We start from the raw sequence: 12,282 nt of genomic DNA on the forward strand, positions 1-12,282 counted from the left end.
CATGACCCAGACCCTGGCCGATATGCGCCGTGATTACACGCGCGACGGGTTGACCGAAGCGCAATCGCCGGACGAGCCCTTTGCACTCTTCCATGCATGGTTTGCCGACGCGGTGAACACCGAGCAGCCGCCGGTCGAGGCTAACGCCATGACATTGGCGACGGTTGATGAGCAAGGACGTCCCCACTGCCGCGTCCTGCTGCTCAAGGGCCTGGACACTCAGGGCTTTACGTTTTTCACCAACTACGAAAGCGCCAAGGGCCAGCAGATCGCTGCACGTCCATTTGCCGCGATGACCTTCTTCTGGCCGACACTGGAGCGCCAGGTGCGTATCGAGGGGCGGGTCGAGAAAGTCTCTGCGCAAGAATCCGACGCCTATTACCAGGTGCGCCCTCTGGGCAGCCGTCTGGGTGCATGGGCCTCGCCACAAAGTCGTGTGATCGCCGATCGCGACGAACTGGAAGGTCTGATCAGACAGACGGAACAACGCTTCGCAGACACCCAGCCACACTGCCCCGAGCACTGGGGTGGCTATCGTCTTTTGCCCGAGCGGATCGAGTTCTGGCAGGGTCGCTCCAGTCGACTTCACGACCGTTTGAACTATCGTTTGATAGACGACAGATGGACACGCGAGCGCCTTGCACCCTGATTGAATTATTCGTCTGGCCAATCGTCTGAGCGTTATACGGGCCGTGGCTGTATGAGGCCTGAATCAATTTAATTTGCGGGCTCGGGGCCGTGACAGCGCCTTTGTCGGGTAGTCTAATGGCCACTGATTCCTCTGGAGATTCCTTTTATGCGCAAGTCTGCTCTTCTGGTTGCTTCGTTCACTGCCATGGCACTGATGATGGGCGGCTGTACCTCGAATCTGACCGGTGATTCCTACTCCCGTGACGAGGCCAGGACCGTACAGACAGTTCGCATGGGAACGATCGAATCCCTGCGTCCGGTCAAGATCGAGGGCACCAAGACCCCGATCGGCGGCGCGGCAGGTGCAGTCGTTGGTGGTGTGGGCGGCAGCGCTATCGGTGGCGGTCGCGGCAGTATCGTGGCAGCGGTGATCGGCGCAGTGGCCGGCGGCCTGCTGGGTTCGGCGACCGAGGAAGGCCTGACCCGTACGCAAGGTGTTGAAATCACCGTGCGTGAGGATGACGGCAGCATGCGTGCCTACGTGCAGCAGGTTCAGGAAAACGAGATTTTCCGGGTCGGCGAGCGTGTGCGCATCATGAGCGTCAACGGCACCAGCCGCGTTACTCACTGATCTGCAACACCGCACAGCAAAACCCCGAGCCGCAATGCTCGGGGTTTTTTATTGCCAGGCGTAAATGGGCGTGAATACCATGCCCATTGCTCACGAAAACGATGTATCGAACGCCCTGTTTCCTGGGGTCAGCCCTCGATCCCCAGCATGTCGCGCACCAGCGCTTCAGCCACCCGAATGCCGTCCACGCCAGCCGAGAGAATCCCGCCCGCATAGCCAGCGCCTTCACCGGCCGGGTAAAGGCCTTTGGTGTTCAGGCTTTGCAGCGCCGGCCCGCGGGTAATGCGCAGCGGTGCCGAGGTACGGGTTTCGATGCCGGTCAGCACGGCGTCGTGCAGCGAGAAGCCTTTGATCTGCTTGTCGAACGCAGGCAACGCTTCGCGAATAGCTTCAATGGCAAAGGCGGGCAGGGCCTCGGCAAGGTCCACCAGCTTCACGCCCGGCTTGTAGGACGGTTCAACACTGCCCAGAGCGGTCGAGGCCCTGCCTGCAATGAAGTCGCCGACCAGTTGCGCCGGAGCCTCGTAGCTGCTGCCGCCGAGCAGATAGGCGTGGGATTCCAGACGCTCCTGCAACTCGATACCGGCCAGCGGGCTGCCAGGGTAGTCCTGTTCCGGCGAGATACCGACCACGATGCCCGAGTTGGCATTGCGCTCGTTGCGTGAGTATTGGCTCATGCCGTTGGTGACCACTCGGCCGGGCTCTGATGTGGCTGCCACGACCGTGCCGCCAGGGCACATGCAGAAGCTGTAGACCGAGCGGCCGTTGCTGGCGTGGTGCACCAGTTTGTAATCGGCTGCGCCGAGCTTCGGGTGACCGGCATATTTGCCCAGTCGCGCGCGGTCGATCAACGATTGCGGGTGTTCGATGCGGAAGCCCACCGAGAACGGCTTGGCTTCCATGAACACGCCACGGCCGTGCAGCATGCGGAAGGTGTCACGGGCACTGTGGCCCAGCGCCAGAATCACGTGCCGGGACTCGATCTGCTCGCCGCTGTCGAGCTGCACGCCCAGCAATTGGCCATCCTCGATCATCACGTCGGTCACGCGCTGCTGAAAGCGCACTTCGCCGCCCAGTGCTTCGATCTGATGGCGCATGTTCTCGACCACGCCCGTCAGGCGGAACGTGCCGATATGCGGCTTGCTGACATAGAGGATTTCTTCCGGCGCGCCAGCCTTCACGAACTCGTGCAGCACCTTGCGGCCGATGAATTTCGGGTCCTTGATCTGGCTGTAAAGCTTGCCGTCGGAAAAGGTCCCGGCACCGCCCTCGCCAAACTGCACGTTGGATTCGGGGTTGAGCACGTTTTTGCGCCACAGTGCCCAAGTGTCCTTGGTGCGCTGGCGAACTTCGGTGCCGCGCTCGAGGATGATCGGCTTGAAGCCCATCTGCGCCAGCAGCAGCCCGGCAAAAATGCCGCAGGGTCCGAAACCCACGACGATCGGACGCTCTGTCAGGCCCTCGGGAGCGTGACCGACGACTTTGTAGCTGACATCAGGTGCCGGGCCGACGTGGCGGTCATTGGCCAGCTTGCGCAACAGTGCCTCTTCATCCTTGACCTGGAAGTCGATGGTGTAGATGAAGCACAGCTCGGAAGACTTTTTGCGCGCGTCGTAACTGCGTTTGAAGAGGGTAAAGTCCAGCAGTTCGCCGCTGTCGATACCCAGGTGCTTCAAGAGCGCAACGCGCAGGTCTTCTTCCGGATGATCGATCGGCAGCTTGAGTTCGGTGATTCGTAACATTAAGGGGTCCAGTTTTCGGGCCGCAGGTTCAGCCCGACAGCACTACAAGAACCGGCGATTATAAGCGCTGAACCCCTTTGGCGGCGAGCCTGGGCGATCAGTCGTCGCGCGAACCGCCGTAATAACCGCAGCCACGCTGGGCCTGGCCGTTGATGCGCAGCTCTGCGGTGAGGTGTTGCACCGAGCCGTCGACGCTGTCGACGCAGCGCTGTGGCGCGACCCAGATCTCGATGCGCTGGTTGTTGGCTTCACTGCTGATGCTGAAACTGCCGTCCGGCAGCTTCTCTTCCACGTAGGGCAACGCCAGTGGGGCAACGCCCTCGCGCTCCAGAACCATGCCCTTGCCGCTGACATTGACGTTCCAGGCGGGCTTGTTGCCATTGACGTGCAATGTCAGGCGTTTGAAATTGAGGTCTTCACAGGCCTGGCCGGGACGTTCGACGCGGTACAACTGATGCAGGTCCAGCTGTCCGTCACTGTTGGCCGCCTTGCTCGCAGCAAAACTGCCGCGCAGATCGGCAAACACCGTGCCCTTGCTGTCCGCCAGCGAGGCCGCTTCCTGCAGAATACCGGTGTTGCCGCGATCCTTGACCACGTAGCGACGCTGCTCGTTACAAGGCTTGAACAGCAGCTGGCCGTTTTCTCCGGTCAGGTCGCCCTGCATACGGAGCATGCCCGCCGTGGAAACCTTCGGTTCCTCGGCCTGTTTACCGAGCAACTGACACCCGGCAAACAGCGGTAGAAGAGCAAATACGAGGACGGAACGGGCAGCGAACATGATGTGGTCTCCAGACAAGTGCCGCCACGTTACTCAGACTGGAGGTGCATCACAAGGGTCGGGATGCTTATCGCGCGAGCAGTGGCTTTGACTATCGTTCAGGTTTGACGCTGACAGTAGGAGCGAACGTGTTCGCGAAAGGGCTGTTTTGTTCGACGAAAATACATCGTTTAAACGAACGCCTTCGCGAACAAGCGAAGCGTCACCCGATTCGCTCCTGCAAAACCGTTTCGGCCTATAGGGGCGTGGCGTGCGCTTACCCGCCCAGATACGCGTCCCGCACTTTCGGATCGACCAGCAGTTCTTCGCCTGTGCCTTGCATGACCACGCGGCCGTTTTCCAGTACGTAGGCGCGGTCGGCGACTTTCAGGGCCTGGTTGGCGTTCTGTTCGACCAGAAACACCGTCACGCCATCGCGACGCAGCTGTTCGACGATCTCGAAAATCTGCTGGATGATGATCGGCGCCAGACCCAGCGAAGGCTCGTCCAGCAACAACAGCTTGGGCTTGCTCATCAGTGCTCGACCGATGGCCAGCATCTGCTGCTCGCCACCGGACATGGTGCCGCCGCGCTGATTGAAGCGTTCCTTGAGGCGTGGAAAGAGCTGCAGGACCTTGTCCATCTGCTCCTGATAATCAGCCTTTTCCGTGAAGAAGCCGCCCATCGCCAGGTTCTCTTCAACGGTCAGACGCGCAAACACCCGACGGCCTTCCGGCACCACGGCAATGCTCTTGCGCATGATGATCGACGACTCCAGCCCGACCAGTTCCTCGCCCATATAGCGAATACTGCCGCTGTGGGCGCGTGGTGAGCCGCACAGGGTCATCAACAGGGTGGACTTGCCGGCACCGTTGGCACCGATCAGGGTGACAATTTCACCCTGACGCACTTCCACGTTGACGCTGTGCAGCGCCTGGATCTTGCCGTAGAAGGTGGAAACGTTTTCGAACTGCAGCATTTACGCTTCCCCCAGGTAGGCTTTGATCACATCGGGATTGTCACGAATCTGTTCCGGAGTGCCATCGGCCAGAGGCGTGCCCTGATTGATCACCACGATGTGGTCGGAAATGCTCATTACCAGTTTCATGTCGTGCTCGATCAACAGGACCGTAGCGTTGTGCTCGCTGCGCAACACGCCGATCAGCGCTTTCAGATCATCGGTTTCTCTGGGGTTCAGACCCGCCGCCGGTTCGTCGAGCATCAGAATGCGCGGGCGCGTCATCATGCAGCGGGCGATTTCCAGGCGGCGTTGCTGACCGTAGGCCAGCGTCCCGGCAGGGCGGTTGGCGAACTCCCGGAGGTTGACCGCCTCAAGCCAGTGCTCGGCGTAGTCCATGGCTTCACGTTCGCTGCGGCGGAACGCGGGCGTCTTGAACAGGCCGGACAGGAAGTTGGTGTTCAAATGCCGGTGCTGGGCAACCAGCAGGTTTTCCACGGCAGTCATTTCCTTGAACAGGCGCACGTTCTGGAACGTACGCACCACGCCCTTGCGCGCGATCTGATGGCCAGCCAGGCCCTGGATCGGCTCACCGTCCAGCAGAATCGTGCCCGCGCTTGGCCGGTAGAAACCGGTCAGGCAATTGAAAACTGTCGTCTTGCCGGCGCCATTGGGGCCGATCATCGATACGACCTGCCCCTGATTGACGGTCAGGGCAACGCCATTGACCGCCAGCAGGCCGCCAAAACGCATGCTCAAGCCAGTGGCTTGCAGTAATGGGCGGCTCATTTCGACTGCTCCGCTTTCAATTTCATTTCGGGGCGCTGCATCGGCAGGAAGCCTTGTGGGCGCCAGATCATCATCAGCACCATCAGCGCGCCGAACATCAGCATGCGGTAGTCACTGAACTCACGCATCAGCTCGGGCAACAGGATCATCACGATGGCTGCCAGGATCACACCCAATTGCGAGCCCATGCCACCCAGCACGACGATGGCCAGGATGATTGCCGACTCGATGAAGGTGAAGGATTCCGGGGTGATCAGGCCCTGACGCGCGGCAAAGAAGCTGCCTGCGAAACCTGCGAACGCAGCGCCAAGGGTGAACGCCGAGAGCTTGATCACGGTCGGGTTCAAACCCAGTGCACGGCAGGCGATTTCGTCTTCGCGCAAGGCTTCCCAGGCCCGGCCGATCGGCATGCGCAGCAGGCGATTGATGACGAACAACGCCGCCAGTGCCAGCAGCAGGGCGATCAGGTAGAGGAAGATGACCTTGTTGATCGAGTTGTACGGCAGGCCGAAGAACTCATGGAAGGTCTGCATGCCCTCAGCGGCCTTGCGCTCGAAGGTCAGACCGAAGAGGGTCGGCTTTTCGATGTTGCTGATGCCGTTCGGGCCGCCGGTGATATCGGTCAGGTTACGCAGGAAGATACGGATAATCTCGCCGAAGCCCAGCGTCACGATAGCCAGATAGTCGCCGCGCAGACGCAACACCGGAAAGCCCAGCAGGAATCCGAACAGCGCCGCCATCAACCCCGCGATCGGCAGGCAGATCCAGAAACCGAGTCCGTAGTAGTGCGACAGCAGGGCATAGCTGTAGGCGCCGACCGCATAGAAACCGACATAGCCCAGGTCAAGCAGACCTGCCAGGCCGACTACGATGTTCAGGCCGAGGCCGAGCATCACGTAGATGAGGATCAGCGTGGCAATGTCCACCGCACCGCGCGACCCGAAAAATGGCCAGATGAACGCAAGCACGATGAGCGCCGCAAGGCCCCAGCGCTGGGTTTTCGGCTGGGTCAGAAAGTCGCTGGTCTTTTGCGGGATCAGCGGCTTGTCGGAGCCGCGACGCAGGCCGCTGATCTGCTCGGCAAACAACACGCGCAGAAACAGCAGGACCGAACACACGGCAATGATGGTCAGGGTCAGCGGGCTGGCGTTCTGCACTTGCAGGGTGACGCCGGAAAAGGCCAGTTTCAGACCGAACACCGGATAGGCCACGGCCCAGACCAGTGCGGCGCTGAACAGCGCCTGTTTGAAGGACTTGCTCATACTTTCTCAACCTCCGGACGACCCAGAATGCCGGTCGGTCGGAACAGCAGCACCAGGACCAGCAGGCCGAAAGCCACCACGTCCTTGTACTGATCACCAAAAATGTCGGCACCGAAGGCTTCGGCGACGCCCAGCACCAGGCCACCGAGCACGGCACCCGGGATCGAACCGATACCGCCCAGTACCGCAGCCGTGAAGGCTTTCAGGCCGACGAGGAAGCCGGCGTTGGGGTTGATCACGCCGTATTGCATGCTCAGCAGCATGGCGGCGACAGCGGCCAGTGCCGCACCGACCACGAAGGTCAGGGCGATGATGTTGTTGGTGTTGATGCCCAGCAGATTGGCCATCTTCATGTCCTCGGCGCAGGCGCGGCAGGCGCGGCCCATTCGCGAGCGGGAAATGAACAGGGTCAGGCCGGTCATGGCCACCAAGGTGACGAGGAACACCACGATCTGCATATAGGAAATCAGCACTTCCTCTGCGCCACCGGGCCCGAACGAGAGGCTGCCGGGTAGCAGGTTGGGGATGGCGAAGTTGCCCGAGCCCTGGGAAAGCTGGACCGAGTTCTGCAGAAAAATCGACATGCCGATGGCAGAAATCAGTGGAATCAGACGGTTGCTGTTGCGCAACGGACGGTAGGCCACACGCTCGATGCTGTATCCATAGGCACTGGTCACGATGATCGCAGCGGCAAAACCGGCAATCATCAGCAACGGCAGGCTGTGAATCCCCAGCATCGCCAGACCGGCGAGTGCCATGAAAGCTACATAGGAACCGATCATGTACACCTCGCCATGGGCGAAGTTGATCATTCCGATGATGCCGTACACCATCGTGTAACCGATGGCGATCAATGCATACGTACTGCCAATGGTCAGGCCATTGACCAGCTGCTGCATATAGTGGAATAACTCGGGCATTTACCGCGCTCCTAAAAACCTGATCTGCATTTCTCTGACCTGCGCCGGGGTGGCATTCTGTGGATGCGTAGCCTGTTGCGCTGCCAGGGAACCGCTGTTGACGGTTTTAAGATTTTCAGGGGGCCTCGTGCACGCCGTTCGGGTCGCCGAAACGTGCGTACGGGCCTGGATTCGTAAAACAAAGCCCACTGCGCTGGCAGTGGGCTTTGAGGGTTGATGCAAGCAGCTTATTTGGCGGCTTCGGTCTTGGGTTTGCCGAAGTGCCACTCGTAGACCACGAACTGGAAGTTCTTCAGGTCACCTTTTTCGTCGTAGCTCAGCTCGCCCATTGGCGTCTTGAAGGTACCGGCATGGATGGCAGCGGCCACCTTGGCGGTGTCTTCGGACTTGGCGGCCGCGATGCCGTCAGCAATGACCTGCACGGCGGAGTAGGACGGGTACACGAACGGGCCGCTCGGATCCTGGCTCTTGGCCTTGAAGGCTTCGGTCAGCGCCTGGTTGGCCGGGTCCTGGTCGAAGGATTTTGGCAGAGTGACCAGCAGGCCTTCCGAAGCATCGCCCGCGATTTGCGAGATCGACTCGTTGCCGACGCCTTCAGGGCCCATGAATTTGGCGTTCAGGCCTTTTTCCTTGGACTGACGCAGGATCTGGCCCAGCTCAGGGTGGTAGCCGCCGTAGTAGACGAAGTCGACGTTGGCCTGCTTGAGCTTGGCGATCAGTGACGAGAAGTCCTTGTCGCCAGCGTTGATGCCTTCGAACAGTGCAACCTTGACGCCTTTTTTCTCCAGCGTCTGCTTGACGGCTGTCGCGATGCCTTCGCCGTACTGCTGCTTGTCGTGGATGACTGCAACGATTTTCGGCTTGGCGACGTCGGCAATGTAGTTGCCAGCGGCCGGACCCTGGGCGCTGTCGAGACCGATGGTGCGGAACACCAGTTTGTAGCCGCGCGCGGTGATTTCCGGGCTGGTGGCAGCCGGGGTCACCATGATGATGCCTTCATCTTCGTAAACGTCGGACGCTGGCTGAGCGGAGCTGGAGCAGAGGTGGCCGACCACGTATTTAACGCCGTCGTTGACCACTTTGTTGGCGACCGCAACGGCCTGTTTCGGATCGCAGGCATCATCGTATTCGACGGCTTCGAGCTTTTTGCCATCCACGCCGCCTTTGGCGTTGATCTGCTCGATGGCCATCTTGGCGCCATTGAACTGCATGGTGCCGTATTCGGCGACAGGGCCGGTCTTGGGGCCGGCAATGCCGATCTTGATGGTGTCAGCTGCGAACGAATGGCTGGCAACCCCCGCCATAACCAGTGCGGCAAACAGCCTTGAAAGCTTATTGGTACCCTTAGTCATGATGCTCCACTCTTGCGTTGTAGTTTTTATAATCCTGATGGCCAAGGCTCCAGGACCGATTCGATCACCGGTTGTCCCACGCCGCCAACTGTACCGGAACAGTTTAGAGCGCGGTTCGCTGGCTTGGAAAGCCGGGCGTCTGGGGACAAACCTGTGGGTGTCGCTTAATCGAAAGAAAGTTACAGAATCGAACCGCTTGAGTGTCTGAAATCACTTCAGATCCATAAGGTTATCTGCACTTCCCTGCGATAAATCGCCTGCTTCTGGGCTTGCCGGTGGGAAAGTCGGCGGTATGATTGCGCCGATTTTCTTTTTGGTGAAACCCATGACGCAAGAACCTAGCACCCTCTATGCCAAACTGCTTGGCGAAACGGCCTCAATCACCTGGACTGAATTGCAACCATTCTTTGCCAAGGGTGCCCTGTTGTGGGTCGAGTTGCCTCTGGATTTGATCGAAGTCGCCGAGGCAGTGGCCGAAAATGATGCAGCCAGGGTGTCTGCGTGGCTGGCGGAGGGGCGGGTTGGCAAGGTGTCTGAAACCAAGGCGCTTGAGCTGGTGGAGACAGATCCGCTGCTCTGGGCTGTGGTAGTGGCACCTTGGGTTTTGATTCAAAATAGGGCGCAGGATTGATTTGCGCACCAGTCAGGTGCCTTGCGGTTTTCCGGAGTGAGTGGGAAGGTAACTCTTCGGCAGCCCGCGTAGCGTAAAACCACACCGTTAAGGTGGCGGTTTCTGCAGGCTGCACTGTTTCTTTTGACGATGGAGCCTTGCGCTGCTCCTTCAGGTACGAACAGGTCTGGGACTGGCGAAGTCGTCATTTTCAGGCAGTTCGGCAAACACATCCGGAATGTCTGGTGTTTCGCTGTCTTGCCCCTGGCTGTGCTGTTGTGGCAGGGCAGACCAGCGGGTCGTGGGCTCGCGCTGGTTCATCTGTCTGGCAAGAGGCAGGATGCGCTCCAGCGGCTGGGGCCTGTTGAACAGATAACCCTGTACGTAATCACTGCCAAACTGCCTGAGAAACTCCAGTTGATCCTGGGTTTCGACGCCTTCGGTCACGACTTTCAAGCGCAGCGTATGCGCCATGACAAGGATTGCCTGAACGATTTCCATGTCCTGCGGGGACTGGGGGATGTCGATAATGAACGATCGGTCGATCTTCAACGTGTCCAGCGGCAGCCGCTTGAGATAGGCGAGCGACGAGTAACCGGTGCCGAAGTCGTCGATCGACAGGGAAACACCCAGGCTGCGAATGTGTTTGAGCATCAGGATAGTGTTGCTGATGTTGCCCATCAGGGCATTTTCGGTCACTTCCAGTTCCAGCCGTCCAGGCGCTGCGTCAGCATCGGCCAGCGCCCGCTCAACCTCTTCGACCAATTCGTTGCGGCCCAGCGTCAGCGCTGAGCAGTTGACGGAGATGATCAGCTGTTCCAGCCCTTCCTGATGCAGAGTGCGCAAGTCGTGACAGGCGCGGCGCAGCACCCAGTTATCCAGTTCGGCAATCAGGCCGTTGGCCTCGGCGATGCCGATGAAGCGTGCGGGTACCAGCAAGCCGTGCTGCGGATGATTCCAGCGTACCAGCGCCTCGAGCTTGGCAACGTGGCCGGTGCGCATGTCGACGATAGGTTGGTAATACACCTGCAGCCCCGTTCCCTCGCGCAGGGCATTGCGCAGTTCTTCTTCCAGTTGCAGCTCCAGACTGGCCTTGGTCTTGAGGGCCGGATTGAAGAAGTTGACGCCGTTGCGCCCTTTGTCCTTTGACTGGTACAGCGCGAGGTCTGCGTGCTTGAGCAACTCATCGCAGGTCTCACCGTCACGCGGGAATACGGCAATGCCGATACTGGTGGTCATGACCATGCGCCTTCCTGCCAGCGCGATGGTCTCCTTCATCTTTTGCATGACCCGATGAGCCAGATGGCGGGCCTCTTCGTAGTCCGGAATGCTCAGCAGGATGCAGAATTCATCGCCGCCGAAACGCGCCACCACGTCCTGGGTACGGGTAGCACTGCGGATACGCTCGGCGATCACCTTGAGCAGCTCGTCACCCGCATCATGGCCCAGGCTGTCATTGATGCGCTTGAAGTGGTCGATGTCCAGAAACATCACCGCAAGCATGCCTTTGTTGAAGGTATGCTCCTGCAGCTTCTCGGCGAAGATCTGATTGAACCCGCGGCGGTTGATCAGGTTGGTCAGCGGGTCGTAATGCGCAACCTGCTGAAGTGAAACGCGTGCCTGATCCAGCTGGGTAAGCAGTGCATTGACCCGCTGCAGATCATGCTCCTTGCCTTGCAGTTTCTTGTCAGCCATTGCCGCGCTGATGCTGCCGGCGATGGTCAGCAGGGCGATGGCCGCGATGGTAAGCCCCAACTGCTGGCTGTTTTCAGTGCTGGGGACGTGCAGCTCAATGCCTTCGGGTATCACCAGCCGCAGCGCCTTCATGCCCATCAGGTGCATGGTCAGCAGGCCTGCGCCCAGCAGAAGGCTGACCGCATAACGGAACATCTGATGAAACATGCCGTGGTACTGGCGCAAGTGCCAGGACAGGGTCAGCAGCGCAATGCTGGAAAGAACCGCGACCAGAATCGACAGGGCAAACATTCGCGGCTCATAGTACTGCGTAGCGGTAGAGCGCATGGCTGACATGCCGAGGTAATGCATGACGCTGATGCCGATCCCCATCACCACCGCGCTGGTCAGGCAGCGTCTCAGGGTCAGCTCCGGGATGGTCAGCGCCCGCATGGCCACCAGTGCGGTAACCAGTACGATCAGCAGGGAAATCAGCGTGATGGAAAGGTCATAAGTGATTTTGAGCGGCGCCTGGAACGCCAGCATGCTGATGAAGTGCATCGCCCACACGCCACCGGCCAGGCATAACGCGCCCAGCGCCTTCCAGAGGCGACGGCTTTTAAGGGCGTCGACCTGGATGACACGGTCCGCAATGTCCAGCGTGGCAAAGCACGCAGCACAGGCCACGCCGTAAGCCAGCGCGACCAGAAACAGGTTGTGACTGCAGTCGATCAATAATTGCACGTCCGCTGGTGGGCCAGCGAATACGTTCAAACCCAGCCAATCCATAGCTTGCCCTTATCTCACTGCAAGGCCGCCAAGGCCGAAAGCCTGGCGTTCAAAGCTGAGTATAGAAGCTGTTTACAACCTGCAAATGCACGAGGTGCCAATTTGGCATCAAAGTGATGGCTGGCGTGTTTGGTGCTTATTGTTTAGAGGACGCAGAGCGTCCGGAAA

At 59.6% G+C, this 12,282-nt stretch carries 11 protein-coding genes and 1 pseudogene; 3 read left to right on the forward strand and 9 right to left on the reverse strand.

The features are described from left to right. Window position 1 precedes the first annotated feature (1 nt). On the forward strand, window positions 2–649 hold the full coding sequence (gene pdxH / locus BT119_RS20090) for a pyridoxamine 5'-phosphate oxidase (protein ID WP_003363512.1): 648 nt from the start codon (window positions 2–4) through the stop codon (window positions 647–649). Window positions 650–796: 147 nt separating this feature from the next. Further along, window positions 797–1,261 (forward strand): outer membrane lipoprotein, encoded by a 465-nt coding sequence (locus BT119_RS20095; protein ID WP_003363510.1) that lies wholly within the window; start codon window positions 797–799, stop codon window positions 1,259–1,261. 128 nt (window positions 1,262–1,389) lie between these two features. Here the strand turns inward: BT119_RS20095 and BT119_RS20100 are convergent, their stop codons facing one another. The 8 genes and pseudogenes from BT119_RS20100 to BT119_RS27565 all read right to left on the reverse strand — a co-directional run. Further along, entirely contained in the window at window positions 1,390–3,003 is a 1,614-nt protein-coding gene (locus tag BT119_RS20100) for an NAD(P)/FAD-dependent oxidoreductase (protein ID WP_003431164.1), read from the reverse strand. A 97-nt stretch (window positions 3,004–3,100) separates the two neighbouring features. Continuing rightward, a complete protein-coding gene (locus BT119_RS20105) occupies window positions 3,101–3,781 on the reverse strand; it encodes a COG3650 family protein (protein WP_003363504.1) in 681 nt (226 codons plus the stop codon). Between the two features lie 256 nt (window positions 3,782–4,037). Beyond that, window positions 4,038–4,739: an ABC transporter ATP-binding protein gene (locus BT119_RS20110; RefSeq protein ID WP_002554807.1), complete on the reverse strand. Its 702-nt coding sequence runs from the start codon at window positions 4,737–4,739 to the stop codon at window positions 4,038–4,040. Then, window positions 4,740–5,507 carry a high-affinity branched-chain amino acid ABC transporter ATP-binding protein LivG gene (livG, locus tag BT119_RS20115; protein WP_003314434.1) on the reverse strand — a complete coding sequence of 256 codons (768 nt, stop codon included), beginning with the start codon at window positions 5,505–5,507 and terminating at the stop codon, window positions 4,740–4,742. Continuing rightward, window positions 5,504–6,769 carry a high-affinity branched-chain amino acid ABC transporter permease LivM gene (locus BT119_RS20120; RefSeq protein WP_003363501.1) on the reverse strand — a complete coding sequence of 422 codons (1,266 nt, stop codon included), beginning with the start codon at window positions 6,767–6,769 and terminating at the stop codon, window positions 5,504–5,506. Before BT119_RS20120 ends, livG begins: the two co-directional genes overlap by 4 nt. Then, window positions 6,766–7,689, reverse strand: coding sequence for a high-affinity branched-chain amino acid ABC transporter permease LivH (livH, locus tag BT119_RS20125; RefSeq protein WP_003363499.1), 924 nt, complete (start codon window positions 7,687–7,689; stop codon window positions 6,766–6,768). Before livH ends, BT119_RS20120 begins: the two co-directional genes overlap by 4 nt. A 227-nt stretch (window positions 7,690–7,916) precedes the next feature. Then, window positions 7,917–9,041 (reverse strand): branched-chain amino acid ABC transporter substrate-binding protein, encoded by a 1,125-nt coding sequence (locus tag BT119_RS20130; protein WP_003431160.1) that lies wholly within the window; start codon window positions 9,039–9,041, stop codon window positions 7,917–7,919. Between the two features lie 75 nt (window positions 9,042–9,116). Beyond that, window positions 9,117–9,368: pseudogene (locus BT119_RS27565) on the reverse strand (hypothetical protein); the annotation flags it as partial. On the opposite strand from BT119_RS27565, the gene BT119_RS20140 reads away from it, so the two are divergent. Further along, the gene (locus BT119_RS20140; protein WP_003393364.1) at window positions 9,367–9,672 is read left to right on the forward strand and encodes a DUF2288 domain-containing protein; all 306 of its coding nucleotides are present in this window, start codon (window positions 9,367–9,369) and stop codon (window positions 9,670–9,672) included. The pseudogene BT119_RS27565 and the gene BT119_RS20140 sit on opposite strands and share 2 nt — an antisense overlap. 150 nt (window positions 9,673–9,822) lie before the next feature. Here the strand turns inward: BT119_RS20140 and BT119_RS20145 are convergent, their stop codons facing one another. Then, window positions 9,823–12,114 carry a putative bifunctional diguanylate cyclase/phosphodiesterase gene (locus BT119_RS20145; RefSeq protein WP_058397237.1) on the reverse strand — a complete coding sequence of 764 codons (2,292 nt, stop codon included), beginning with the start codon at window positions 12,112–12,114 and terminating at the stop codon, window positions 9,823–9,825. Between the last annotated feature and the right edge of the window lie 168 nt (window positions 12,115–12,282).

This window comes from Pseudomonas sp. NFACC10-1, assembly GCF_900119195.1.
GTDB lineage: Bacteria > Pseudomonadota > Gammaproteobacteria > Pseudomonadales > Pseudomonadaceae > Aquipseudomonas > Aquipseudomonas cerasi.